At 68.6% G+C, this 25,506-nt stretch carries 26 protein-coding genes; 12 read left to right on the plus strand and 14 right to left on the minus strand.

Annotated features, from left to right (window positions below):
• Window positions 1-86 precede the first annotated feature (86 nt).
• The 5 genes from ASF53_RS09285 to ASF53_RS09305 all read left to right on the plus strand — a co-directional run bounded on the left by ASF53_RS09285 (window position 87) and on the right by ASF53_RS09305 (window position 4,748).
• Entirely contained in the window at window positions 87-488 is a 402-nt protein-coding gene (locus ASF53_RS09285) for a PTS sugar transporter subunit IIA (protein WP_003606016.1), read from the plus strand.
• Window positions 489-621: 133 nt separating this feature from the next.
• The gene (locus ASF53_RS09290; RefSeq protein ID WP_056197258.1) at window positions 622-945 is read left to right on the plus strand and encodes an HPr family phosphocarrier protein; all 324 of its coding nucleotides are present in this window, start codon (window positions 622-624) and stop codon (window positions 943-945) included.
• 506 nt (window positions 946-1,451) lie between these two features.
• Window positions 1,452-2,546 carry a glycosyltransferase family 4 protein gene (locus tag ASF53_RS09295; RefSeq protein ID WP_056197260.1) on the plus strand — a complete coding sequence of 365 codons (1,095 nt, stop codon included), beginning with the start codon at window positions 1,452-1,454 and terminating at the stop codon, window positions 2,544-2,546.
• Between the two features lie 4 nt (window positions 2,547-2,550).
• Window positions 2,551-3,639: a glycosyltransferase family 2 protein gene (locus ASF53_RS09300; RefSeq protein ID WP_056197262.1), complete on the plus strand. Its 1,089-nt coding sequence runs from the start codon at window positions 2,551-2,553 to the stop codon at window positions 3,637-3,639.
• 59 nt (window positions 3,640-3,698) lie between these two features.
• Window positions 3,699-4,748 carry a glycosyltransferase family protein gene (locus ASF53_RS09305; protein WP_056197264.1) on the plus strand — a complete coding sequence of 350 codons (1,050 nt, stop codon included), beginning with the start codon at window positions 3,699-3,701 and terminating at the stop codon, window positions 4,746-4,748.
• A gap of 128 nt (window positions 4,749-4,876) precedes the next feature.
• Here the strand turns inward: ASF53_RS09305 and ASF53_RS09310 are convergent, their stop codons facing one another.
• The 7 genes from ASF53_RS09310 to queD all read right to left on the minus strand — a co-directional run bounded on the left by ASF53_RS09310 (window position 4,877) and on the right by queD (window position 8,759).
• The gene (locus ASF53_RS09310) at window positions 4,877-5,170 is read right to left on the minus strand and encodes a hypothetical protein (RefSeq protein WP_056197266.1); all 294 of its coding nucleotides are present in this window, start codon (window positions 5,168-5,170) and stop codon (window positions 4,877-4,879) included.
• Between the two features lie 59 nt (window positions 5,171-5,229).
• Complete coding sequence (locus tag ASF53_RS09315) at window positions 5,230-5,457, minus strand: hypothetical protein (protein WP_056197268.1); 228 nt, start codon at window positions 5,455-5,457, stop codon at window positions 5,230-5,232.
• Window positions 5,458-5,640 (minus strand): hypothetical protein, encoded by a 183-nt coding sequence (locus tag ASF53_RS09320; protein WP_056197270.1) that lies wholly within the window; start codon window positions 5,638-5,640, stop codon window positions 5,458-5,460. It lies immediately after the preceding gene.
• Window positions 5,641-5,991: 351 nt separating this feature from the next.
• Window positions 5,992-6,843, minus strand: a complete 852-nt coding sequence (locus tag ASF53_RS09325) for a glycosyltransferase family 2 protein (protein ID WP_056197272.1) — start codon at window positions 6,841-6,843, stop codon at window positions 5,992-5,994.
• 77 nt (window positions 6,844-6,920) lie between these two features.
• Window positions 6,921-7,658, minus strand: a complete 738-nt coding sequence (locus tag ASF53_RS09330; RefSeq protein WP_056197273.1) for a PIG-L deacetylase family protein — start codon at window positions 7,656-7,658, stop codon at window positions 6,921-6,923.
• 10 nt (window positions 7,659-7,668) lie between these two features.
• Window positions 7,669-8,400 carry a 7-cyano-7-deazaguanine synthase QueC gene (gene queC / locus ASF53_RS09335; protein WP_056197280.1) on the minus strand — a complete coding sequence of 244 codons (732 nt, stop codon included), beginning with the start codon at window positions 8,398-8,400 and terminating at the stop codon, window positions 7,669-7,671.
• A gap of 2 nt (window positions 8,401-8,402) precedes the next feature.
• Window positions 8,403-8,759, minus strand: coding sequence for a 6-carboxytetrahydropterin synthase QueD (queD, locus tag ASF53_RS09340; protein ID WP_056197282.1), 357 nt, complete (start codon window positions 8,757-8,759; stop codon window positions 8,403-8,405).
• Between the two features lie 992 nt (window positions 8,760-9,751).
• On the opposite strand from queD, the gene ASF53_RS24890 reads away from it, so the two are divergent.
• Window positions 9,752-11,509, plus strand: coding sequence for a methyl-accepting chemotaxis protein (locus ASF53_RS24890; RefSeq protein ID WP_502690576.1), 1,758 nt, complete (start codon window positions 9,752-9,754; stop codon window positions 11,507-11,509).
• A gap of 243 nt (window positions 11,510-11,752) precedes the next feature.
• Here ASF53_RS24890 and ASF53_RS09350 read toward each other — a convergent pair whose 3' ends face one another.
• Both ASF53_RS09350 and queE read right to left on the minus strand, forming a co-directional pair.
• A complete protein-coding gene (locus tag ASF53_RS09350; RefSeq protein ID WP_056197283.1) occupies window positions 11,753-12,181 on the minus strand; it encodes a hypothetical protein in 429 nt (142 codons plus the stop codon).
• A 149-nt stretch (window positions 12,182-12,330) separates the two neighbouring features.
• Complete coding sequence (gene queE, locus ASF53_RS09355; protein ID WP_056197284.1) at window positions 12,331-12,969, minus strand: 7-carboxy-7-deazaguanine synthase; 639 nt, start codon at window positions 12,967-12,969, stop codon at window positions 12,331-12,333.
• A 272-nt stretch (window positions 12,970-13,241) separates the two neighbouring features.
• Between queE and ASF53_RS09360 the strand changes: the two genes are divergently transcribed.
• Together ASF53_RS09360 and ASF53_RS09365 are read left to right on the plus strand one after the other, a co-directional pair.
• Complete coding sequence (locus ASF53_RS09360) at window positions 13,242-14,726, plus strand: D-alanyl-D-alanine carboxypeptidase family protein (RefSeq protein WP_056197286.1); 1,485 nt, start codon at window positions 13,242-13,244, stop codon at window positions 14,724-14,726.
• Window positions 14,727-14,858: 132 nt separating this feature from the next.
• A complete protein-coding gene (locus ASF53_RS09365; RefSeq protein ID WP_056197289.1) occupies window positions 14,859-15,965 on the plus strand; it encodes a CobW family GTP-binding protein in 1,107 nt (368 codons plus the stop codon).
• A gap of 60 nt (window positions 15,966-16,025) precedes the next feature.
• Here the strand turns inward: ASF53_RS09365 and ASF53_RS09370 are convergent, their stop codons facing one another.
• Window positions 16,026-16,709: a GntR family transcriptional regulator gene (locus ASF53_RS09370; RefSeq protein ID WP_056197292.1), complete on the minus strand. Its 684-nt coding sequence runs from the start codon at window positions 16,707-16,709 to the stop codon at window positions 16,026-16,028.
• A 403-nt stretch (window positions 16,710-17,112) separates the two neighbouring features.
• Here ASF53_RS09370 and frc point away from each other — a divergent pair, with 403 nt between their 5' ends.
• Window positions 17,113-18,390 (plus strand): formyl-CoA transferase, encoded by a 1,278-nt coding sequence (gene frc / locus ASF53_RS09375; RefSeq protein WP_056197293.1) that lies wholly within the window; start codon window positions 17,113-17,115, stop codon window positions 18,388-18,390.
• A gap of 141 nt (window positions 18,391-18,531) precedes the next feature.
• Window positions 18,532-18,756, plus strand: coding sequence for a hypothetical protein (locus ASF53_RS09380; RefSeq protein WP_056197294.1), 225 nt, complete (start codon window positions 18,532-18,534; stop codon window positions 18,754-18,756).
• On the opposite strand, the gene ASF53_RS26275 is transcribed toward ASF53_RS09380, so the two are convergent.
• From ASF53_RS26275 to ASF53_RS09395, 4 genes are all read right to left on the minus strand, one after another.
• Window positions 18,738-18,905 (minus strand): hypothetical protein, encoded by a 168-nt coding sequence (locus ASF53_RS26275; protein ID WP_200943197.1) that lies wholly within the window; start codon window positions 18,903-18,905, stop codon window positions 18,738-18,740. The genes ASF53_RS09380 and ASF53_RS26275 overlap by 19 nt on opposite strands.
• A gap of 219 nt (window positions 18,906-19,124) precedes the next feature.
• Window positions 19,125-20,987: a DEAD/DEAH box helicase family protein gene (locus ASF53_RS09385; RefSeq protein WP_056197298.1), complete on the minus strand. Its 1,863-nt coding sequence runs from the start codon at window positions 20,985-20,987 to the stop codon at window positions 19,125-19,127.
• Window positions 20,988-21,009: 22 nt separating this feature from the next.
• Window positions 21,010-21,291, minus strand: a complete 282-nt coding sequence (locus tag ASF53_RS09390; protein ID WP_056197361.1) for a hypothetical protein — start codon at window positions 21,289-21,291, stop codon at window positions 21,010-21,012.
• A gap of 166 nt (window positions 21,292-21,457) precedes the next feature.
• Window positions 21,458-21,922, minus strand: coding sequence for a CBS domain-containing protein (locus tag ASF53_RS09395; RefSeq protein ID WP_056197300.1), 465 nt, complete (start codon window positions 21,920-21,922; stop codon window positions 21,458-21,460).
• Between the two features lie 524 nt (window positions 21,923-22,446).
• On the opposite strand from ASF53_RS09395, the gene oxlT (ASF53_RS09400) reads away from it, so the two are divergent.
• Window positions 22,447-23,742: an oxalate/formate MFS antiporter gene (oxlT, locus tag ASF53_RS09400; protein ID WP_056197301.1), complete on the plus strand. Its 1,296-nt coding sequence runs from the start codon at window positions 22,447-22,449 to the stop codon at window positions 23,740-23,742.
• Window positions 23,743-24,005: 263 nt separating this feature from the next.
• Window positions 24,006-25,331, plus strand: a complete 1,326-nt coding sequence (gene oxlT / locus ASF53_RS09405) for an oxalate/formate MFS antiporter (protein WP_056197302.1) — start codon at window positions 24,006-24,008, stop codon at window positions 25,329-25,331.
• Window positions 25,332-25,506 lie beyond the last annotated feature (175 nt).

The following is a 25,506-nucleotide window of genomic DNA, read 5'->3' on the forward strand; positions in this document are numbered from 1 at the left end:
CGCGCAAAACGACGCGACCCGCTTGCGCTTCACCTTGCGCTGCACAAGATGGCGTCTCCGCTCACAGGGCGTTGGAACACGCTTCGATGATTGGAATGGTGCTCGTCACACACGGGCTGTTAGCGACCGAGTTCAAGGCCGCCCTGGAGCATGTCGTCGGCCCGCAAAAGCAGGTCGAGACAATTACGATCGGCCCGGAGGACGACATGGAGCTGCGCCGCGGCGACATCATGTCCGCCGTCGGTCGGGTCAACTCCGGTCAGGGGGTCGTGGTTCTCACGGACATGTTCGGCGGCACGCCGTCGAACCTCGCCTTGTCATGCATGAATGGCGGCCAGGTCGAAGTGGTCGCCGGGATCAACCTGCCGATGCTGATCAAGCTCGCCAGCGTGCGCGAAGCCGAGAGCCTGGGCGACGCCGTGCTCCATGCGCAGGAGGCGGGCCGCAAATATATCAACGTCGCCTCGCGGGTTCTTGCGGGCAAGTAGCCCGGTCTCACCCCCGCACGGCCTTTTCTTCGCCCCGCTCCCGGCTTAACCACGTCGTCCCGCATCCGGAACGGCGCGCCTCGACGCGCCGCCGATCCGCACCGAAGCGGCGGGGAAGGGAGTGCCAGGGGCGATGGGAGAGAGCGTGGACGGCGAGATCGAGCCGCAGCCGGAGGTGCCCGAGGGTGGCCTCGTCCGGATCTTGCCGATCATTAACCGCCGCGGCCTGCATGCTCGCGCCTCGGCCAAGTTCGTGCAGACGGTGGAGCGCTTCTCCGCCGCCGTGACGGTGACCCGCGGCGGCGAGACCGTCGGCGGGCGCTCGATCATGGGCCTGCTGACGCTGGGCGCGGCCAAGGGCACCTCCATCGCCGTGGTCGCCGTCGGAGACGACGCGCAAGCTGCCCTCGATGCGATCGAGGCGCTGCTCGCCGACAAGTTCGGGGAGGACGAGTAATCCTCATCCGCTCCGTCTCGCGCGGCGAGGCGGAGGCAATCCGGGGCGCGACGGCAGGGGTCGCAAGCGATGGCGTCGCTCATCATCTCTAACGGTTCGGGCTGAACCGGCGCTTGCGCGATCGCAGGTCGGAAAGCCCCTCATCAATCCTTACTGAGGCATGGCGCGGAAGGTTTGGGCTGACGCTCATGTAGAGCGCCCCACCGCGGCACGGGCCGGGATGTAGACGACAGGTCGCGGCATCGATCGCGCCTCGGGGCACACCGTTCCCGGGCACAATTCATGCGCACGTTGCTGCGTGAGCCAGGCTGTCGCGGCGCATCGCAGCGTCACGCACGGGTTCGGAACCCGTTGGCGGCCTGCAGCACTTTTATTCCCCAAGCTCTCCATTTCCTGAAGGGTTCGTTCATCGGGCGTTCCTAGACGAACGGCGATGGTGTGGCTGGAAGCCTGGCCGTTGGACTCGTCCCAGAGTCCTCACACGCCACCGACGTCGGACAATGCCCTTGAAGATCGCCGTCATCGCCCATCTCAAGTTCCCGATCGGACAGCCCTACTTGGGCGGCCTCGAGATGCACACGCATCACTTGGCCGGCGCGCTGCGGGCGCGAGGCCACCGGGTCACGCTCTTCGCCTCGGAGGGCTCCGATCCGGCGCTGGTGCCGAACCCCGTCTGCCCGCCGACCGGCGACGCCCTGGGCGATCCCGTCGCCTGCGAGCGGATCGAGCGCGCCGAACTCGCGGCCTACGAGCGGATCATGGACGCGGTCGCGCGCGGCGGATTCGACATCGTGCACAACAACAGCCTGCACGACCTGCCGCTGCGGGCGAGCCACACGCTCTCCGTCCCGATGACGACGGCGCTGCACACGCCGCCCTTCGAATCGCTGGCCGAGGGCGTACGCGCGGCCAAGCCCGGCATGATCTTCGCAGCCGTCTCGCCGTCGCTGGCGCAGGAATGGCAGCCGCTGGTGCCGGAGGCCCGCGTCATCGGCAACGGCATCGACCTCTCGACCTTCGCCTTCAGCCCTGAGGCCGACCCGGCCGGCTACGTGTTCTGGAGCGGGCGGATCGTGCCGGAGAAGGGCACGCATCTGGCCATCGACGCGGCACGGCGCGCCGGGATTCCCCTGCGCTTTGCCGGCCCGCAGCCGAACCCGCGCTACTGGAACGAGTGGATCGCCCCGCGGCTCGGGGCGGACGCGGCCTATGTCGGCCATCTCTCCCACCGGGAGCTGGCCCACCAGCTCGGCGGTGCGCGGGCGGCCATCGTCTCGCCGCGCTGGGAAGAGCCGTTCGGCCTCGTCGTCGCCGAGGCGCTGGCCTGCGGCACCCCGGTTGCCGCCTTTGCTCGTGGCGCGATCCCCGACATCGTCGATCGCCTCTCCGGCGCGCTCGCCCCCGCCGACGACGTGGCGGCCCTGGCCCGCGCGATCCAGCGCGCCGTCGGCCTCGACCGCCGCGCCTGCCGCCGCCGGGCCGAGACGCTCTACGACGCCCAGGTGATGACCGACGGCTACGAGGAGCTCTACCGCGAGGTGCTGGCCGGGGCGCCGGCCCAAAGCTCCCGCGCCGCCCTCTTCGAACGCCCGGCGGCCTGACCCGATGCCCGCGCCCGCCCACCCCGCCGTCGTCTGCATCCCGGCCCGCAACGAGGCCGAGCGCCTGCCGCGCCTGTTGCGGGCGCTCGCGGCGCAGGAGGGCTTCTCGGCGGCGTCGCCCCTCAAGGTCGTGGTCGTCAGCAACAACTGCACCGACGGCACGGTCGAGGCGGTGCGCGCCCTCGAGGGCTCGGGCGCGCTCGACACCCTGGCGCTGCGTCTGATCGAGGCGACCTTCGCCCCGTCCGAGGCCCATGTCGGCACCGCCCGCCGCCGCGCCCTCGATACGGGCGCCGCGTGGCTGGAGAGCGAGGGCGCGCCGGACGGCGTGCTGCTCACCACCGATGCCGATGCGCGGCTGGCTCCCGGCTGGGTCGCGGCGAACCTGCGCGCCCTGGAGAACGCCGAGATCGTCGGCGGCCGGCTCCTGATCGACGACGAAGAGGGGGCCGATCCCGCACTCGCCGCCTTCCACGCGCGGGTCGAGCGCTACTGGTCGGGTGTGCGCGCGCTGGAAGACGCCCTCGATCCGCCGCCGCATGATCCGGCGCCGCGCCACGGCGACCATACCGGCGGAAGTCTCGCGCTTCGGGCCTCGCTCTACTGCGCCGTCGGCGGCCTGCCGGCGCTGCCCCGCGGCGAGGACAATGCCCTGGTCGCCGCGGTCCAGCGGGCGGGCGGGCGCCTGCGCCACTGCCCCGACGTGTCGGTGCTCGTCTCCGCCCGCACCGCCGGACGGGCCGAGGGCGGCATGGCGACCGAGATGCTGCGCCGTGCCCGCGTCGTGCGCGAGGGCGAGGCCTACCGCCTGCCGGTGGCCGCCCACTGGCAGCGGATCATCCGGCGCCGGGCCGCGTTGCGTGGCGCCTATCGCGAGGGCGCCGCGCCGTCTGCCCTGCACGCGCTCGGGCTCGACGCGGACGACCTCGCCGCCATCGACCCGGCGGCCTGCCCCAACGACATCGCCTTCGTGGAGCGGGCCCATGCCCGCCTCGACGCGCGGGACGGCCCCGCGCCGGAATGCAGCCTGGACGAGGCGCTGGCAGCGCTCGAAAATCTCGGTGCGTCTTTGAGGCGCGACCGAGCGGCCTGAGGCCGGCCTGTCGTTCCCGTGGTCCTGCCGCCTCGCGCCGCACTTTTCTCGGAGCCCGCATGACGCGTCCGGTCGGCTACTACGTCCACCATCAGGGCGCCGGACACCTTCAGCGGGCAATCGCGCTCGCGCGGGAACTCGATGGGTTCGGACGGCCCTGCACGCTGATGGGCAGCTTTGCCGGCCTCGACATCTCGGGCGCGCCGGGCCCCGTCCTCGACCTGCCCGACGACCGCCTCGACCGCAGCTTCGACGGGCAGGACGGCGCGGGGCAGCGGCCCGAATGCTTCCATTACGTGCCGCTGAACCATCCGGGCATCCGTGCGCGGATGAGCCGGATCGCCGCCTGGGCGGCGGAGCACGATCCGGCGCTGATCGTCGTCGATGTCTCGGCGGAGGTGGCGCTGCTGGCCCGGCTCCTGTCGGTGCCGAGCCTCGTCGTGCGCCTGTCCGGCACCCGCACGGACCCGCCGCATCTGGAGGCGTTCCGCGCCGCCTCGCGGCTGCTGGCCCCTTTCCCTGAAGCGCTCGACGGCGGCGACGTGCCGGCCTGGGTGCGCGAAAAGACGGTCTATGGCGGCTTCCTCGACGGGAGCCCGGCGCGGGCGGTGCCCGAGGAGGATGGGCGCATCGTCGTGGTGTTCGGGCGCGGCGGCGAGGGTGGGCGTCTGGAGAGCCTCGCTGAAGCCGCCAACGCCGTCCCGGACCGGGCTTGGCACGTCCTCGGGCCGGTGACCGGCGCGGGCGCGGCTCCGAACAACCTGCACCTCCACGGCTGGGTCACGGATGTGCGCCCGCATCTCGCCCCGGCCTCGCTCGTCATCGGGGGCGCGGGCGATGGGCTCGTCACCGCCGTGGCGGGGCTCGGCAAGCGCTTCATCTGCCTGCCGGAGCCGCGCGCCTACGACGAGCAGGAGGCCAAGGCGGAAGCGCTGGGGCGGCTCGGCGCGGCGGTCGTCCAGCGCGGCTGGCCGGATCCTGCGGCCTGGGCCACCCTTGTCGCCCGCGGCCTCGCCCTCGATCCGGACGTGGTTCGGCGCTTCGCCGAGCCCGACGCGCTGGCACGTACGGCGGCGGCGATCGAGACCCTGTGCCGGGATACGGGCTGACCGACGCTCAGGCCGGCATCCGCGCGTTTCCTGAGGCACTGCCGGCGCGGGCGCGAAGGTCGCGAGATTCAGGATCGCGGCGGGCAATCACCCGACCGCCGCGCTTTTTTCTTCCGGGGTCGAGCCGATCAGCGCTTGGGCGTGAAGCTCGGATCGCTGATGCGGCGCAGATTTTCCGCGGGCGTCTCCGCCTCGGTGGCCTCGACCGACTCGATGCTGCCGCCCGCGACTGAATCCCGCCGATCGAAGTCGGAAGCCGTGCGCGCCACCTGAGCCTGCCAGCCCGGATCTTCCTGAAGCGCGCGCTGGAGATCGGCGGGGCGGGCGACGTCGAGGGGGCTGTCCTGCCCGAAATCCTGTCCGTTGCGATCGGCATGCGCGTTGAAGTCGCGCAGGGAATCGTGCTTGCGGCTTTCGTCCATGGCGGTTCTCCTGATGCGGAGCGGATCGTTCCGCTTGGTGTCGGTTCGGCGTGCTGCCCTCAATGGGAGCGGTCGGTGCGGTCGGGGGCATGGCCCGGGCCGCTATGGGCGTGGTGGGCGTCGCGCTCGCCGCCGCCCCCGGACACGCCGGACGTGGAGCCGTTCGTCGGGCTGCCCGGTGTCGGCCCGTGATCCGACTCGGCGGCAGGCTTCGACCGGTCCTGATGGCTGCTGCCCGGCCCGCCGTGATGACGGTCGGCGTTGGGATGCTTGCTGGAGGTGCTCATTCAGCGATCCTGCTGATGACCCTGATGAGTGGTGTTGATCTTCGAATTGCCCGTTTGGCCGATCTTGTCCGGGTCCTTCGTCTGCGACGAGGCTCGGCCCTGGGTGGTCGCGGTTTCAGGCGTGCTTCCCGGCCCCTTGTCGGAGCGGTTGGCCGGTGGAACGGGCGGGGGCTTGGCGGTCATCGTGGCTCCGGGGTTCGAAGGGAGAGATGAGTTCCCCGGAGAACCAGCTGCATCTCGAAGAGTTCGCGCCGGATGCCGAAAACTTTTCCGCGATGAGGCGGATCATCATGCCGCGTTGCAACAGATATGGCCGGAATGACTGGCGTTACATGTGCGCGCGACCCGTCAATGCTACGCTGGCCGAAGGATGTTGCTTGGAAGGACCATGGGGCGGGCTGAGCCTACGCGTCCAAATCTGTGACGGCGCGTCGACCGTGACGGGAAACCGATCCGCCTTCGATGGCAGAAATCCGTCGACGGTCGCCTCCCACGGTGCCCGGAGCACCCTTCGAGATGTCCCCCCAAACTGGCTCAGAACGGCCGCTCGGGCGGCACGCGCGCGGCGGCGATCTCCTCCGGGCTCGGGCCGCGCAGCAGGGTGATGTCGGGCTCGCGGCTCTCGCCGATCAGGCCGAGCTGGGCGAAGGCGTCGAGCCAGCCGTCCATGGGCCAGAGCCCGTGCCGGGCGCGGAAGCGGCGGGCGTTGCGGACGATGTCGGCGAAGTGCTGGAGCGGCGGGTCGCAGGAGAGGTGATGCTGGTGGAAGGCGGGCGGTGCGCCGGCCAGAAGCACCGGCACGCCGATCTCGGCCGCGCGGAAGGCGAGATCCGTGTCCTCGGCGCCGTAGCCGTCATAGCCCTCGTCGAACCCGCCGAGCCGGTCGTAGGTCGAGGCGCGCACGGCGAAAGCGAGCGACCAGAACAGGCCGGGATTCTTCGTCTCCGCCACGCCGCTTGCCGGGAAAGTCCGGGCCGGGTGGAGGAGGCCGGCCTGCAGGAGATCGGCCTCGCGCCAGCCGTCCTGCACCGCGCCCGCGGGCAGGTAGCGGATCGGCCCACAGACGAGACCGTCATGCGCGGCGGCCGCCGCCGCCAGCGCCGGAACGAGGCCGGCGGAGGGGATGCAATCGACATCGAGGAAAACGAGGATCTCGCCGGAGGCCGCCGCCCGGCCGGCATTGCGCGCGGCGGCGAGCGGCAGGCCGGCGCTGGGGAAGTCGACCTGTTGCAGCGGGAACGGCGTCGCCGGCAACGGCTCGGGGGCGGGGCCCATCTGGACCACGACGCATTCGGCGGGAGCAGGCCCGCGGGCGAGCCCCTCGATCAGTCGGGCGAGATGGGCGTCGCGCCCCTTGTTGAGCGTGACGACGCTGATGGTGCTCACAGGCGTTCCGGTCCGGGCCAAGCTTTACGGGCCTCCCCGTCCTGCCAGCCCCAACCTGAAACGCGGATGAAGGGGGTTCAGCGCAGCGCGATGTACCACTCGTGCGGGCTGCAGAGCCGGTCGATCATCGCGGGCTGCAACTGGAAGCCGGACGGATCGTCGGTGATCAGCCCGGAGACCTGCGAGGCGTGCGCCTCCACCGCCCGGCGTTTGGCCGCGCGCTCGTCCTCCACCGCGAGGCGGTAGCCCTCGGGGGCCGGCCCGACCTCGCGCTCCGGCGGCAGGGTCCAACCCCAGACCGGGTAGGCATAGGCCGCGATACCGGGAAGCCGGGCCTGGGCGAGGCCGGCGATGGCGGCCGAGGCGGTGTGATCGCAATGCGGATCGTGCCGCCACGTCACGAACAGGGCGCGCGCGCCGGCCTCTCGGGCGATCTCGACGATCCGGTCCGCCGCCGCCTCGGCGTCCACGCCCTCGCTCGGCACGCCGCCATCGGGCAGGCGCAGGAAGTGGACATGCTCGGAGCTCAGTCCGAGTTCGGCCATCGCCGCCACGGTCTCCGCCTCGCGCAGGTCCCGCAGGCGGTCATGCGGATAGGCCTTGGAATTCGGGTGCGAGCCACAGCCGTTGCTGACGATGACGACGCGGACAGTTCGGCCCTCTCGCACGGCCTGCGCGATGAGTCCGCCGCAGCCGAGGCTCTCGTCGTCGGGATGGGGTGCGACCACGACGAGGCCGCCCCCGTCCGGGACCAGGGTGGCGAGAGGGGCGACGGGCAGGGCCTTCACGGCTTCGAGGAAGGCGTCGGCACGCATAGGAAGGCTCCTATTCCGCTCGCGCGGCGAGATACCGCGAAAATCCCTTGGCGCGCAGGTCGCAGGCCGGGCAGGTGCCGCAGCCATAGCCCCATTCGTGGCGCGCGCCGCGCTCGCCGAGATAGCAGGTATGGCTCTCCTCGACGACGAGATCCACGAGGGCGCGTCCGCCCAGGCTTTCCGCCAGCGCCCAGGTCTGCGCCTTGTCGATCCACATCAGGGGCGTGTGCAGCACGAAGCGGCGCTCCATGCCGAGGTTGAGCGCGACCTGCAGCGCCTTGATCGTATCGTCGCGGCAATCGGGATAGCCGGAATAATCGGTCTCGCACATGCCGCCGACGATGTGGCGAAGGCCCCGGCGATAGGCGAGCGCGGCGGCGAAGGTGAGGAAGGCAAGGTTGCGGCCGGGCACGAAGGTGTTGGGCAGGCCGTCACGGGCGAACGCGATCGCGCTGTCGCGGGTCAGCGCCGTGTCGGAAATCTCGCCGAGTGCGGCAAGCGCCAGCGTGTGATCCGACCCGAGCCGGCGGCCCCAGGCCGGATCGAGGGCGGTCAAGCCGTTCCGCAGGGCTTCGCGCCGGTCGAGTTCGACCCGGTGGCGCTGGCCGTAATCGAAGCCGAGCGTCTCCACGTGCGGGAAGCGGTCGAGCGCCCAGGCGAGGCAGGTCGCCGAATCCTGGCCGCCTGAGAACAGCACCAGCGCCCCGGCCTCACCGCCCGCCACGGCCCCGTCCTCCGGCATGGTCAGTCGCCCTCGTACTCGGCCCAGGAATAGGGCGTCTCGAAGATCCGCACGCTGGAAAGCCCCGGAATCGCCGGCTTGGCGCGATGCCAGATCCAGGCCGCGATATGCTCGGCGGTGGGATTCTCCAGCCCCTCGATCTCGTTGAGGCAATGGTGGTCGAGCCGCTCCAGGAGCGGGGCGAAGGCGCTCTCGATGTCGTAGAAATCGACCACCCAACCGCTCGTCGGATCGACCGCGCCCGCCACGGTCAGCTCCACGCGGTAGGAATGCCCGTGCATGCGGTGGCAGCGGTGGGTTTGGGGCACGTTCGGCAGGCGGTGGGCCGCCTCGAAGGTGAAGGCCTGGGTGATCTTCATCGCGGGATCTTCACGAGGTCCGGAACGGTCCCGCCGCGGACAGCGCAGCGGGTTGATGGCGGCCAGCGGGCGCACCGAGATCGTGGATATGTCACCAGATCGGCCGAAATGCACCCTCTATCCGGTCTTTGCGGCCGCAAGCCCGCATGCGGTGATCGACCGGCGCGGCCCCTCGAACCAGACCTGCCTCATCGCTCGGGGACCGCTCGGATGATTCATTCGAGATCGGGCCTTGGTTCAAGGGGACGGTGAAGCCGGCCTGGAGCGGGCGGTCGCCGATGGGCGCGTGGCTCGTGACGATGCTCGGCAAGCACCGGGGTCCGTTCGGAACCTGCCAAGGGGCCGAGCCTCATCCGCTTGACCTTGCGAAGAACTGCCGAGGGCAGGGGGCAGACCTTGGGCGCTCATCCGAAGCGAATGTTTTTCTTCAACCTCTAGCGAGTTTCGGACGGTCGCAGGCATCCCCCATCGCTGAAATCCTCCAACAGATTGCTTGGGCGTGGGCCGGTCGGTCGCGTCTCGCAAGGGTGCGCATGACGGGCTTGAACCCGCGCGCTTGTTCATAGGCGACATTTTCTGTCGAAAAACCACCGTCTACAAGAATGAATATTGAGTCAAACCAAGCGTATTTTAACTTACGCTTAAAATTCATAGCTAAGTATCGAGAGTGGGCTAAGTTCTTTGGAGAGCGGGCGGCGGTGTCGAATTTCATATCAAGGAGCGTATCCAATAAGCTTGTCGTAATCGCAGGGTCCGTTGTTAGCCTGACCCTCATCGGTTTTACAGGCTTGGCCGGATGGAAGGCTGCTGATCGCACAAACACTGAAATCATGACGCTCGCGGGCGAGAAAGCGGCGAGCACGACGGGTCAGGTTTCGGTCCAACTCACCGAGGCGATGTCGGCGGGCCGATCGCTGGCCGCGACCCTTGCGGGTTTTGCCGAAGGCGGCAGCGCCCGACGCTCTGATGTCGTCGAGGCCACCAAGGCGCTTCTGGAGGGCTATCCCAATTTGTTCGGAGCCTGGATCTCCGACACCGTCGATGGTCGCGCCGGAAAGCGATTTGCCGGAACGGACAACAATAACGACAAGGGCCTCTTCACCCCATACTGGACGCGAACGGCCTCAGGAAATTTGGAGCTGTCGACCTTCTCGATCGACCCGACCCAGCAATGGTACGCGGCATCGATTACCGCGGGGAGCGGCCTGCTCATCGAGCCCTATGTGACCGGCAAGGGTGATGTCGTGACCTCGATCACCGTGCCTCTCAAGATCAAGGGGGCGGTCGTCGGTGCGGCCGGTGTCGATATCAGCCTGCAGAAAATGTCCGATATGGTCGCGGCGCTGCGTCCATTCGAAGGTGGTCGGGTCATGATGCTCTCGAACGCCGGCAAATGGATCGTCCCCCCGCAGGCCGACCTGCTGATGAAGACCTATGCCGGCATCGGCGAGCAGGAAATCAAGGCGGCCATCGGCGACGGTCGGATGCGGGTGCTCACCGACGGCTCCGACGGTGCGGTGCGGTTGGTGTATCCCTTCACCGCGCCGGGCATGAATACGACATGGGCGCTTCTGCTCGACGTGCCCGCCAAGGCGTTCTCTCAGCCGATTTTTTCCCGTGTTCTGGAAACAGCGCTCGGCGGCCTCGTCATCCTCGCCGTCGTGCTGGGCGTGATCTTCGTCTCGGCTCAGGTTTTGCTCGCGCGCCCGCTCAAACATCTGGTCGGGGCACTCCAGAGAATGGCCAGGGGTGAGATCGACGCGGAGATCAAGGAAGCGGCCCGCGGCGACGAAATCGGCGCGGTCGGAAAGGCGGTCGAGGGCATCAAGACCATGGTGGCGCGGAAGGCCGCCGAGGAGGCCGAGGTCAAGCGAATCGCCGAAATCGCTGCCGCGGAGGAGCGCCGCCGCACGATGATCGAACTGGCGGACGGCTTCGAGCGTGCGGTCGGCGGGATCGTCGGGATGGTTTCGTCCTCGGCCACCGAATTGCAGGCCACCGCCCAGCAGATGACCGCCACCGCCACCGAGACCGCCTCTCGATCCACCACCGTGGCCGTCGCCGCCGAGGAGGCCGCGGCCAACGTGCAGACCGTGGCAGCCGCTGCCGAGGAGTTGGGTTCGTCCGTGGGGGAAATCGGGCGACAAGTCTCCGACTCGGCCCAACTCGCCCAATCGGCGGTGGGCGAGGCCGACGAGACCGCCACGTTGGTTCGGGCGCTCAGCCAGAACGCGTCCCGCATCGGCGACATGGTCGGGATGATCTCCTCGATCGCCAGCCAAACCAACTTGCTGGCGCTCAACGCGACGATCGAGGCGGCTCGCGCCGGCACCGCCGGCCGCGGCTTCGCCGTGGTGGCCTCGGAAGTGAAAGCCTTGGCCGAGCAGACCGCCAAGGCCACCGAGGAAATCGCGCGTCAGATCGGCGAGGTGCAGGGCGTGACCGGACAGGCTGTGACGGCGATCGGGGACATCACGGTCCGGATTCGCCAGATCGACGACGTGGCGACCTCGATTGCTGCCGCGGTGGAGCAACAGGGCGCGGCAACCCAGGAGATCGTGCGCAACGTCAGCCAAGCCTCGACCGGCACGAACGAGGTGACCGGCAACATCGCCAGCGTCGCGCAGGCGTCGGAGGAGACGGGTGCGGCGGCGAGCCAAGTCCTGTCCGCGGCCTCCGAACTGTCCCGCCAGTCGGAGCATCTCGGCGCGGAGGTCGCCCGCTTCCTCGCCACCGTCCGGGCCGCCTGAGCTGCGCTCCGCCGATCGATACGATCGGCCGCCGCCTCCATGTCCGCTTCTGACCCGACGGGGCGTAGAAGCGGACGCTTCCGAAGGCCGCGATGGGTCGCAAGCCACCCCTCGATCGCCAAGCTGTTCGGGTCTTGGTTCTAGAGCCGTATCCGACCTGATTGCATCAGGCCGGCGTCTCTAGATCCTTGTTTTGACGCGCATTCTTTCGACGAACCGGTCACCACTTCGTCGGAATGCGCTCTAGCGTTTACGGATCGGCCGCAGCGGTCCGTTGAAGGGGCCCGGCTTCATGCCGTGTTCCCGGGCGCGCTCCCCGATCAGGGCCTGGCCGCCGAGCAGGGAGGCGATCGGCGCGGACTGCATCTCGACGCTGTTGAGGGCCCGCCCGATCTGCCGCCCCTCCCACCAGAACTCGGCGAAGAGAGCGGCGAGAAGGCCGAGCAGCCCCCAGGTCAGGAGATCCCAGCCGAGGATATGGAGGCCGTAGGGCGGCGACAGCGCAGTCCCAAGATACGACAGGCCGAGCGCTCCCGCGAAGCCGAGGACGAGGATCAGGGGCAGGCGGATGATCAGGCGCCGGTAATGGCGCAGAGCGAGGTTGAGTTCCTCGACGGAGGAGTGATCGAGCCTGAGTGTCGTGGCATCCGGCGTCGTGGAATCAGGCGTCATCGGGCATCCTCTTGGGCCTATGGGGCCGGTCGCACTGGTGCGCGAACGTGGTCGAGAGAGATGAAGGATGCAACCGCCGGCCGCATCCATCCGTCCGGCCCAGACGTCATCGTTTGCCGAAGTCGCCTGCCGCCTTCGGGACGAGGCCGTCACGGAATCCCGATGATCTTGTGCGTCTGGAGCGAGAGCCGCCAGCGGGCATTCGCCCGGCAATAGGCCACCGCCGCCGCGGTGTGGGCGGCGGCCTCCGGCCCGTCCATCGGCTGCAGGAAGTGATGCCGGAAGGGCAGATCCGAAAAACGCTCCGGCGCGGCCTCGGCCTCCGCCTGCGGGAAGACGAGCTTCAACTCGTCGCCCGAGGTCTGGACCAGAGGGTTGCCGGCCTTGGGGCTCACGCAGATCCAGTCGATGCCGGGCGGCGCGGGAAGCGTCCCGTTGGTCTCTACCGCGATCTCGAAGCCGCGGGCATGGACGGCGGCGATCAGCGCCGCGTCGAGTTGCAGCAGCGGCTCGCCGCCGGTGAACACGACGTAGCGGTTGGCGTCACCCCCGGCCCAGGTCGCGGCGATGGCGTCCGCCAGGATTTCGGCGGAGGCGAAGCGCCCGCCGCCCTCTCCGTCCATCCCAACGAAATCGGTGTCGCAGAAGCGGCAGGCGGCGCTCGCCCGGTCCTCCTCGCGGCCGGACCAGAGATTGCAGCCGGAAAACCGGCAGAACACCGCCGCGCGCCCGGCCTGGGCGCCTTCACCCTGAAGTGTGTGGAAGAGTTCCTTGACCGCGTAAGACATCGTTGCGCTTTTCTGCCAGGGCTTGCCCATACCTCCGGGAGGCGCGGAAGACCAAGCGGTGCACGATGATCGCGGAACGCAACCCTGATCGGCAGCGTACCGTTAGGCAAAACGCCGGGCTCTGCCATGCTCTCGCCACGGAGGGCACGTTGATGAACGGGTCTCCTCGATCCGACCCTGTCCGGGTGCGTCCCTCGCGAACGCCCGGAGCCGGCAACGGAATTCCTGCTCCGCGGCGTCCCGCGCCCGCCCACCCTTTCGAGATTGGCCCGATGGTGAACCGTGTTTGGGGACGGCTGATCGGCTCGCTCACCGCCCTCGGCCTGATGGCGGGGGCGGCTGCGGCGGTGACGGCGCCGATCCTCGTCGTCGATGCCGAGTCCGGCAAGGTGCTCTACAGCCAGGGCGCGACCGACCCCTGGTATCCGGCCTCGATCACCAAGCTGATGACCACCTATGTCGCCCTCGACATGGTGCGCCAAGGCAAGGTCTCGCTCGACACGCTGCTGACGGTTTCGCCGGCGGCCGCCGCCGAGCCGCCCTCGAAGATGGGCTTCAAGCCGGGCACGCAGATCACCCTCGACAACGCCCTGAAGATCATCATGGTCAAGTCGGCCAACGACGTGTCCTGGGCGATCGGCGAGGGGCTCGGCGGCTCCGTCGAGGGCTTCGCCGACATGATGAACGAGACCGCGCACCGGATCGGCATGCGCGAGAGCCGCTGGTACAACCCCAACGGCCTGCCCGAGCCGCGGCAATGGACGAGCGCCCGCGACATGGCGATCCTGGCCCGCGCGCTGATGCGCGACTTCCCCAACCAGCAGAACCTGTTCTCGATCTCGGCGATCCAGTTCGGCAAGTCGGTGATGGCCAACCATAACGGCCTGCTCGGGCGCTATCCCGGCGCCGACGGCATGAAGACCGGCTTCATCTGTTCGGGCGGCTTCAACGTGGTGGCGACGGCGACCCGCGGGGGCCGGCGCATCATCACCGTGGTGATGGGCCAGCCGAGCGCGCGCGAGCGCGACATCAAGGCCGCCGACCTGTTCGATTACGGCTTCGGCCAGTCGGCGGGCTGGACCGCGCCGACGCTCGAATCGCTGCCGCCCTCCAACGTCGCCGCCCCGCCGGACATGCGGCCCTATATCTGCGACAAGCGCAAGCCGATGCCGGTGGACGAGGGCCCCGGCGCGCTGACTGCGAGCGGCCCCGGCGCCGACAGCGCGACCACGCAGCTCCTCGGCTCGGCGACCCCGGACGCCACCAACCTTGCCTTCGCCGCCCTCAGCAGCGCCAATGTCCGCGGGCGCACCCTGCCGCCCCGGGCACCGCTCCAGCCGATCCCGGTCTGGATCGGCAGCAGCCCCACGGAAGGCGCGATGGCGCTGGCCCGCGAGGAACAGGAGGCGCAAGCCTCCAAGCAGGCGGCTCGCCAGGCCGCGCAGGAAGCGGCCCAGCGCAAGCGCGCGGAGGCCAAGGCCACCAAGGACGCGGCCAGAGAGGCCGCCAAGCAGGCCGCCTCAGAGAAGGCCGCCAAGGCCCGCGCTGCCGCGGTGACCAAGCCCGCGACGAAGACCGCTGCGGGCAAGGACAAGGGCGTGCCGGCCACGACCAGCGCCTACACGGCGGTGGAGCCCACGCCGAAGGCCGCCGCGAAGCCGGCACACAAGCCGGCCGCCAAGAAGCCCGAGGCGGCCAAGCCCGCCGCCAAGAAGGCGGACAAGAAGCCCGGCAAGGCGAAGAACGACGAGTCGTAAGGGGTTTTCGAAGGCCCCCGGCATCGTCATATCGTTGCCGAGACGCGCGCTGCGGTAACGGCTGATCCCCTCGTCCCCTGCCGGGACGAGGGAGAAACCGCGAGCGGCTCTGACTTCGAAAGCCGTTCCACGATGCTTCAGACCGAACAACCCGGCCGCCCCGCGCCGATCCCGCTCACCGTGCTCACGGGCTTCCTCGGCGCGGGCAAGACCACGCTGCTGAACCGCCTCCTCGGCGATCCGGCGCTGGCCGACACGGTGGTGATCGTCAACGAGTTCGGCGAGATCGGGCTCGATCATCTGCTGATCGAGACGGTCGATGAGGGGATGATCTTGCTGGGCGCCGGCTGCCTGTGCTGCACCGTGCGCGGTGACCTGATCTCGACGCTCGAAGACCTCCTGCGCCGCCGCGACAACGGCCGCATCAACCCGTTCCGCCGGGTGGTGATCGAGACCACTGGCCTCGCCGACCCGGCGCCGATCCTCCACGCGCTGATCTACCACCCCTATCTCGCGATCCGCTTCCAGTTGCAGGGCGTGGTGACCGTGATCGACGCGGTCAACGGCGCGGGCACCCTCGACGCGCATGGCGAGGCCCTGCGGCAGGCGGCGGTCGCCGACCATCTCGTGGTGACCAAGGCCGACCTGCCCGGTGCCGAGGCGGAGGCGCTGGCCCAACGGCTCGCCGCCCTCAATCCGGGCGCCCGGATCCACGGGCCCGACGTGCCGGCCGAGCACCTGCTCGGCGGCCTGTTCGGCGTTGATGGCAAAGGGGACGACGTGCGCGCGTGGCTCGGCGCGGAAGACCATGCGCAGGGCCATCACCATGGCCACGACCACGGCCACCATCATCACGACGTGAACCGGCACGACGCGGCGATCCGCGCCTTTCACCTCACCAGCGACGAACCGGTGCCGCGCCCGGCCTTCGAGATGTTTCTGGATCTCCTGCGTTCGGCGCACGGGCCGAAGCTACTGCGCCTCAAGGGCCTCGTGGCGCTCGCCGACGATCCCGAGCGGCCGGTCGTGGTGCACGGGGTGCAGCACGTCGTCCACGCGCCGGTGACGTTGCCCGCCTGGCCCGATGCGGACCGCCGCTCGCGGCTCGTGCTGATCGTGCGCGACCTCGACCCGGCCTTCGTCCGCCGGATCTGGGACGCCTTTCTCGGCAAGCCTGTCCTGGACGCGCCGGACCGGGCCGCGCTCACCGACAATCCGCTGGCGATCCCGGGGGGATAGGCGGCGGCGTCATTCGTCCCGGCGAGGTATCGGACGTCGGCGCCGCGCGGTCCGTGGTGATCAGTCGAGGTGGTCGCCGTAGCGCTGAACGTGGTCGGCGAGGCCGAGGCCGTGGTCGCGCACGAGACGCTCGGCGCGCTCCGCGTCGCGGGCCTCCAGCGCCTCGATGATCTGCACGTGCTCCTCGATCGACTTCGAGGCGCGGTCGCCCTGGCGGAGCGCCGTGTTGCGAATACCGCGCACATGCATCAGCAGGTTGCTGGTCAGGTCGGTGATCACCGCGCTATGGCCGAGGGCAATGATCTTCTGGTGGAAGCGGATATTGGCTTCCGAATATTCGTCGAGATGCTCGTAGGGCTGGCCGTCGAAGAATTCCGGGAAGGAGCGGCGCAGGCAGGCGAGATCGTCGTCCGAGGCGGCGGTGCAGGCGAGCCGCGCCGCCATGCTCTCCAGCGCCGCCCAGGCCTGGATCATGCCGACGATCTCGCGCTTCGTCTTCTTGACGACGAACACGCCGCGCCGGGGCTCGTTGCGCACGAAGCCTTCCTGCTCCAGCACCGTCAGCGCCTCGCGGATCGGCGTGCGGCTCACGCCGAGCGTCTGCGACAGGCCGCGCTCATCGAGCCGCACATCCCCGGTCTGGCCGTAGATGTCCATGTTGGTGATGGCGGATTTCAGCGCCTCGTAGGCCAGCGTCCGCAGGCTCGTCGCCGGAACGATCGGCTTGATCGAGAGATTTTCCATCACTTCGGATCGACCTTGATGCCGATGGGGTTGCGGGTCCGGAGGTGGAAGCATCGAGCCGCGGGAGCATGGCGCCTCATCCACTGGAAGACAAGGCAGCCGCACTCTAGCGTCCCGGCTCTCCCCGCGGAATCCGCACGGGACCGTGCGGATCTGCAGCCTCCAACCCGAAACGTTGACGTCTGGCATCTGGTATGCCAGAAGAAAACCGGGGAGTCGATGCCGGCGGTATTCGCCGGGTGCAGGGCAGCCTCGCTGATGATGCCCTGAGCCGCGCACACGTCGCGCCGGCCAGTCGTACCGGAGCCCAAGACCGGCACGGTTCCCCGCGGGTGCACCCGGCCGACGCCATCGGCCGACACGCTCCCGACAACATGCCACTCTCCTGGGGAGGAGACCTGCGATGAGCAAGGCACTTGAGGGCGTTCGCATCCTCGACTTCACCCATGTTCAATCGGGACCGACCTGCACGCAATTGCTCGCGTGGTTCGGGGCCGACGTGATCAAGGTCGAGCGGCCGGGTGCGGGCGACGCCACGCGCCAGCAGCTTCAAGACCTTCCCGGCGTGGACAGCCTCTATTTCACGATGCTGAACCACAACAAGCGCTCGATCACCCTCGACGGCAAGAACCCCAAGGGCAACGCGATCCTCTGGCGGCTCATCGCCGAGTGCGATGTGCTGGTCGAGAACTTCGCCCCCGGCGCACTCGACCGCATGGGGCTGACGTGGGAGAAGCTGCAGGCCGCCAATCCGGGCCTGATCCTGGCCTCGGTGAAGGGCTTCGGGCCCGGCCGCTATCAGGATTGCAAGGTCTACGAGAACGTCGCCCAATGCGTCGGCGGCGCGGCCTCCACCACCGGCTGGCGTGACGGCGTGCCGATGGTATCAGGTGCACAGATCGGCGATTCCGGCACCGGCCTGCACCTTGCACTCGGCATCGTCACCGCCCTCTATCAGCGCACCCATACGGGGCAGGGCCAGCGCGTCGATTGCGCCATGCAGGACGGGGTGCTCAACCTCTGCCGGGTGAAGCTGCGCGACCAGCAGCGCCTCGCCCACGGCCCGCTGATGGAATACAGCCAATACGGCGAGGGCGTCCCTTTCGGTGAGGCGGTGCCGCGGGCCGGTAACGATTCCGGCGGGGGGCAACCCGGTCGCATCCTGAAGTGCAAGGGCTGGGAGCAGGATCCCAACGCCTACATCTACTTCATCACCCAGGGCGCGGTCTGGGGCCCGATCTGCGACATCATCGGCGAGCCGGACTGGAAGACCGATCCGGCCTACGCGACGCCGAAGGCCCGCCTGCCGCATCTCAACGAGATCTTCACGCGCATCGAAGCCTGGACGATGAAGCACGACAAGCTCGAGGCGATGGAGATCCTCAACGCCTACGAGATCCCGTGCGGACCGATCCTGTCGATGCGGGAGATCGCAGAGGATCCGACGCTGCGGGCGAATGGCACGGTGGTCGAGGTCGAGCACCCGACTCGCGGCGCCTACTTGACGGTCGGCAACCCGATCAAGCTGTCGGCGAGCCCCACCGAGATCACCCGCGCGCCGCTGCTCGGCGAGCATACCGACGAGATCTTGCGCGAGGTGCTCGGCTGCACCGATGCCGAGATCGGCGACATCCTCGGTTCGGGGGCGGTCGGCGGCGTCCACCGCATCGCTGCGGAGTAGAGCGCAGCACTATTCTGCCGAATGCCGGAGCGTTCGGAACTTGATTTCACTCGCTTGGTATGCCAGATACCAATACGGGCAGGCGAGACCCGATACGGTGGCGTGACGCACCGTTCGGGCCGGCGACCGGAGGAGACGGTGATGGCCGAAAACATCTCTGACCACGCCCCGGATCGCGCTCTGGCAGATCTCGTCGATGCGTTCGGGCACTATTCCGATGCCGAGATGCAGGCCTTCCTCGATGCCACGCCGTTCGCGGCCGAGATGCGCTGCGCAGCCTCGCACGCCAAGCCGACCGGACCCGAATGGCTGGCGGCCGTAGGGCTCGCCGGACGCGAGGGCGCGGTTCAGGCGGCGCGGGCGTAGCGACCGGCGGAGTCCAAAGCTTCGGTCCCGCGGCCCGTCGGGACATCATCGGCAGCGTTCGACACGGTCAGACGGTCGGCTAGTTTGACGACGAGCAGAGCCTGAACGGCGACGAGGAAAACGAGCGCGGCGAGCCACGTGGCGAGCATAATGGTCTCCGTCGATGCGGGCTATGGTGCGGTGCGAACGCATCCGAGATAGGCCGCTCGTTTTGGGATATGAAGTACAAAATACCAGATACGCACATGCGTCACGCGCATGTGAATGGCGTGCTCTGGTCTGAAGGTGGGCGAAACCGGCTGCAATCCCTGCACCCGGCGACGGTGTGACAGACGCTTTTCGATGTCGCACCGCAGCATGAAAGCGGTTCAGGAGCTGGCCCGACCCGCCTCCGGACCCCAGGCGCCCAGGGTCGAGGTTTCTTCAGGGCGGAGAACCTCGTCGAGCGGTGCGATGCCCTCGATCTCCTCCGTCAGGCCCGTTGCCGCGAGCGCCCGCGCGGTGCCGGGCTCCCGGCGCGCGGCGGCGAGACCCGCCGGGTCGAGGCCGACGAGACGACCGCCCTCGAAACGCGCGAAGACCCGCCCCGATTCCCGATCGGCGAAACGCACCACGGAGACGTGCCGCAACGCCTCCCGCAGAAAACGCGCCTCGGCCTCCGGTGCGTCGGCGACGCCGCGATAGACGTCGGCCGCCGCGCGGGCGCGGATGTCGATCCGCCGGTAACGCTCGATCGCCAGCAGGGCTTTGGCATCGAGGATCGTCATCGCGTCGTTCGTGCCGAAGGCGATGGTGAGCGGACGCGCGCCCTTGGGCACGCTGTTGTCGAGGAATTCGTAAGTGACCGGCCGGTCCCGGCGCAAAGCCCAGGTGAAGAACAGCCGCGGCATGCCGGTGAAGGCTTCGACATTATGCGCGAGCAGATCCTCGACCGCCTTGTAGCGTCCGAACTCCTCGCCCCGCTTCCAGGCCCGCTCCACGGTTTCCTCGGGTGGGGTGATCATGAATTGGAGGTAGACGCGCTGGCCGAACCGCGTGAGGAGCTGGCCGGCACCGTCGCTGCCGGCCTCGGTCGAGAAGCTGTCGAAGCGGAAGCGGTCGATCAGCAGGTGCGAGAGGCGACCGCCGGCCGCCTTGCGGGTGATGTAGCGGTCGAGCTTGGCATCGACGATCTCGACCTCGTGCCCGGTCAGCGGCCCGGCATAGCGGCGCGCGTCGCCCAAGCTGTCGTAATCCAGCAGAAACTTGCGCCAGACATCGGGGGTGATGACGGCAAAGTCCTGCCATTGCGCGCCGATCCGGCCGGCAAGGCCGCGCTGATAGGGCCGAATCGTGCTCTTGCCCGAGGCCGAGGCGCCCTTGACGGTCATCACCACCGGCTGCGCTTGCGGTGCGGGCCGATGGTAGCCCTGCGCCGCGGCGACCGCCTCGATCCAGGGCGCGATCAGCGCGCCGATCCGGTCGCTGCCGCAGCGGTTGGTGACGAGGATGCCGGCGAGTCGCCGCAGCAGCGTGCGGTCGCGGATCAGCATACCCTGGCGGGCGATGACGTGCCCGAACACTGTGCGCAGCGCCTCGCGGGCGGCGCTCTCCAAGCTCTCGGATTCGCTCGCGGCCGCGCATCGTTCGTCGAGGCGGGCGAGGATGCGCGCCTGTCCGTCGCCGGCCAGAGCTGGCGATGGGGATGGGGAGGGCGGCGCGCGCAGGGTGAGGCGGCGGAGCCACCCGGACCAGCCGGAGACCGGTTCGGGCGGCGGCGCGGGCGCCTCGTCGAACAGGGCCGACAGCTCGCGCTCCAGCGCCGCGTCGGCCTCGGCGCGGACCGCGTCGAGGGTGGCCGCGACCGCGTCGAGGCGGTCCATCACGCCCTCGCGCAGCAGCGTGCCGACGATGCGCCGGAAGTTCAGTCCGAGATCGGCATAGACTTCGCCGACGGGGACCGAGATGTCGGCCATGACCCGGATCAGCACCTCGTGGACCGCGAGGCGCTCAGGCCGGAAGGGGGCGAGCTGCGTCGCGGGCAGGCCGCTGACATCGGCCAGTTCGAGGATTTCGGCAAAAGGCAGGCGGACATTCTCAGGCCGGAACACCGTCGCGAGCGGACGCATCGCCCGCGGCAGGCCGGGTTCGAGGCCAGGATTCCAGGCGTGGAAGGCCGGTGCGTCCGCGCGGGCGGTGCCGGCGGTTTCGTCCGGAAGCCTATCGGCGAGGGGCGGCGCGGCGTCGGTCATCGCTCGCCCCTCCCGGTTTCGATCAGGCGGCGGAGGCGTTCTCGATCGCCTCGAACCGGATCTGGTAGGCCTCGCCCCACAGCGTCGTCGCCCGCTCGTGCCATGCCGGGTCGAAGAACAGCTTGGCGCAGAACGAGCTGCGCCAGATGCACACCGCGATGATGCGCTCATCGAGAACGCGGATGTGGCGGCTCTCCAGCCCGCCGGCGATGCCAAGACGGGGCAACATGTCGATGCTCGACGCACCGAATTCGTTCTCGCCCGGGAAGACGATCGGGCATTCGACGACGGTCAGATGTTTCATCGGGTTTTCCATGGCGGACGCCTTTTCTCGGACTCGTCTTCCGACCTGTTCCGGATCGTTCTCGCACAACGCTCGGTGAACGGTGCCTGCTCCCGGCAGGCATGAATCCGTGACGGGATGCGTCGTGCCCGTCGCTCCATTTGCGCTCAATGGGAGCCGTGCGCCTTCACGTATGCGGCAATGCCGGCGGGTTCGTCGCCCGTGCTTGGCCCATATCCTGGCCAACCCCTTGCCCCGCCCCTTGCCCGACCCCTTGGCCCGCGCAGTCCCAGATGCTCAGGATCGCGCTGATGCGGCAGGATTCCATCAGGGCGATGTGATCGACCTTGCGCTCGCAGAAGGTCTTCAGCCGCTCCTGCGCCGAGGCGCCGACATCGACCGCGGGAAAGTCGTGATCGGTGATGAGCCAGACGCTGCGGCTGTAGATCTCGGGGCCTTCGGTCGCCACCGCACGGAAGATGTCGCGCTGGGTGAGCAGGCCCGTCACCGTCGCGTCGGCATCGCCCTCGACGACGACGAGCGCGCCCGTTCCCGGCTCGGCGAGGAGCTGCGCCGCCTCGGCCACGGATCGATCCCGGTGAATGGTGCGGACGCCACCGGCATCCGGCTCACGGCGCATCGTTCCAAACACGGCGCTCCTCCATCGGCATGCCTCTCGGACGGGGCCGCCTTGGAATGCAGGCTGGTATACAGCATACCTATTGTCAATCCTGCGTTTTGAATTATGGTGCCGGCGACCGGGCGGGATTGGCAAAATCGAGCCGTTTAGCCGTCCTCCGTTAACTTGGTTCGGCATGATCCGAGGCATGTCCTGCCCCCTGATTCAGGGCCGCACGAAAGCCTAGCCGTCGTTCTCGCAGGGTGATCCCTGGGCCCCGGCGGAGCGAAGCGACGATGCCTTCCGGCTTTGAGAGCGCAGTCCGACGAGGGGGTAGCCGTTTCGTCAAAACAATGCGCAGCGAAGTAAAGGGCCGGATCGGCCGATCCGACGGGTTCGAGTCGGAGGCACCTCCAAGACTTGACCGGACGAACGTCGTTGTCGGCTCACGCGGTCATTCCGCGTCAGAGAATACTTAAAGTCATATTCAAAAAATAATCGCGAAATTGAGCGGCCAAAAAGCTCGGAAAAATCGAGCGTACACTGGAGATACGTCCATGACCGAACCCACGACAACACACGTTCGACCACCGACGAACCGATGGCTGCAATTGCTGTTCGGCATCGTCTGCATGTGCATGATCGCCAACATGCAGTACGGCTGGACGTTCTTCGTCAACCCGATGCAGGAGCGGCACGGCTGGGACCGCGCCGCGATCCAAGTCGCCTTCACCCTGTTCGTCCTCACCGAGACTTGGCTGGTGCCGATCGAGGGCTGGTTCGTCGACAAGTACGGCCCGCGGGCCGTCACCCTCGTCGGCGGCCTGTTGTGCGGGCTGGCCTGGGTGATCAACGCCTACGCCGACACGCTCTGGCTGCTCTATGTCGGGGCGGCCGTCGGCGGCACCGGTGCGGGCGCGGTCTACGGCACCTGCGTCGGCAACTCGCTGAAGTGGTTCCCCGACCGGCGCGGTCTGGCCGCCGGCCTCACCGCCATGGGCTTCGGCGCGGGCTCGGCTCTCACGGTCGTGCCGATCCAGGCGGTGATCCACCATTACGGCTATGAGGCCGCCTTCTTCTGGTTCGGGATCGGCCAGGGTCTGATCGTGATGCTGATCGCCCTGTTCCTCGTCGCCCCGAAGAAGGGTCAGGTGCCCGAGATCGCCCGCGTCAGCCAGAGCCGGCGCGACTTCACGCCCGGCGAGATGGTGCGCACCCCGATCTTCTGGGTGATGTACGCGATGTTCGTGATGATGGCGGCCGGCGGCCTGATGGCCACTGCCCAGCTCGGCCCCATCGCCAAGGACTTCCATATCGCCGACGTGCCGGTGAGCCTGCTGGGCATCACCCTGCCGGCGCTGACCTTCGCCGCTACGATCGACCGGGTGCTCAACGGCGTGACGCGCCCCCTCTTCGGCTGGATCTCGGACCATATCGGCCGTGAGAACACGATGTTCCTTTCCTTCGGCATCGAGGGCGTGGGCATCTACATGTTGAGCCAGTTCGGCCAGGACCCGATCCTGTTCGTGATCCTGACCGGTCTGGTGTTCTTCGCCTGGGGCGAGATCTACTCGCTGTTCCCGGCGACCTGCGGCGACACCTTCGGCTCGAAATACGCTGCTACCAATGCCGGCCTGCTCTACACGGCCAAGGGCACGGCGGCGCTGATCGTGCCCTATACCAGCATCCTCACGACGATGACGGGGAGCTGGCACGCGGTGTTCCTGGCGGCCGCCGCGCTCAACATCCTCGCGGCGCTGATGGCGATCTTCGTCCTCAAGCCGATGCGGCAGGCCTACACCCGGGAGGCCGCCGTCTTGGAGGCCAAGCCGGGGACGGTTTCCGCCCACTGAGGCCGCGCACGGGCCGGGCCGCCGCCCGGCCTTTCAAAGAATGTCGGCGCGTGCCGGGCCCAGACGCCCGGTGCGCGCCGATGCGTTTTCCCGTCCCGACGCCGCGCAGTCCCTGAAGGGCTCCCGCCGACATAGTGGCCCCGGTGTGCCGGGTTGCCGCAGTGCACCGCCGGACTTTGCTGCTCTGGTATATTGTATGCCTTGCATCATTGTGCTTGATGCGGCGCCAGGGGAGCATACGACACGTTCAGGGAGAGAACCGGATGGTACACCAACCGGTAGAGCAACACGGGTCACTCCAGGCGCCTTCGGATGCGCCGTCCGCCAAGTGGTGGCAGCTCGCCTTCGGCGTGCTCTGCATGGCCATGATCGCCAACCTTCAGTACGGCTGGACGCTCTTCGTCGATCCGATCGATGCGCAGCACCAATGGGGGCGCACGGCGATCCAGTTCGCCTTCACGATCTTCGTCGCCACGGAAACCTGGCTCGTTCCGATCGAGACATGGTTCGTCGATCGCTACGGGCCGAGCGTCGTGGTCGGCTTCGGCGGCGTCATGATCGCCCTATCCTGGACCTTGAACGCCTACGCCAACTCGCTCTCTCTGCTCTACGCCGCGGCGGTGATCGGCGGCATCGGCGCCGGCTCGGTCTACGGCACCTGCGTCGGCAACGCCCTGAAATGGTTCCCGGACCGCCGCGGTCTGGCGGCGGGTGCGACGGCGGCGGGCTTCGGCGCGGGCGCGGCGATCACCGTGGTCCCGATCGCCCACATGATCGCCGCGAGCGGCTACCAGAAGGCCTTCCTCGTCTTCGGGCTCGGCCAGGGATTGGTCGTCGTCCTGCTGTCCTTCCTGCTGCGCAAGCCGTCCTTCGCCGTGCCGATCCGGCGCAAGAACCTGCGCCTGCCCCAGACCAAGATCGACCGCAGCCCGAAGGAGGCGGTGCGCACCCCCGTCTTCTGGACGATGTACGCGATGTTCGTGATGGTCGCCTCCGGCGGCCTGATGGCGGCGGCGCAGATCGCGCCGATCGCGCACGACTTCAAAGTCGCCGACGTGACGATGAACCTGTTCGGCCTGCAGATGGCCGCGCTCACCCTGGCGATCTCGCTCGATCGTATCTTCGACGGGTTCGGCCGGCCGTTCTTCGGTTGGGTGTCCGACAATATCGGCCGCGAGAACACGATGTTCATCGCCTTCGTGATCGCCGCGACGGCCTGCATCCTGCTCCTCGGCTACGGGCGTAACCCGGTCGTCTTCGTCCTGTGCACGGCGATGTATTTCGGCGTGTTCGGGGAGATCTACTCGCTGTTCCCAGCGACCTGCGGCGACACCTTCGGCTCGAAATACGCCGCCAGCAATGCCGGCCTCCTCTATACGGCCAAGGGGACGGCCGCCTTCCTCGTCCCCTTCGCCAGCGTGCTGTCGGCGTCCTACGGCTGGTCGGCGGTGTTCGGCCTCATCATCGTGCTGAACATCCTGGCTGCGGCACTGGCGGTCTTCGTGCTGAAGCCGATGCGGCGGCGCTACCTCGCGGCGGAGGCCGAGATCGCCGACGCGGCGGAGGCCCGCGCCGTGAAGCTGGCCTGAGGGTCGCGAACGATGGCCCACCGCCTCGACGGCTCGTGTCGAGGGGGTGGGCGCCCTCATCAACTTCCCCGCGCCGACCCGTCGGCCGACGACATCAAGTCAGGCCTTCGGCCGGAGCCGAGACCTAGACTGACCATCGTGCGGGATTGAACAAAGCCGTTGGTTGGTGTGCACA

This window comes from Methylobacterium sp. Leaf123, assembly GCF_001423405.1.
Lineage (GTDB): Bacteria > Pseudomonadota > Alphaproteobacteria > Rhizobiales > Beijerinckiaceae > Methylobacterium.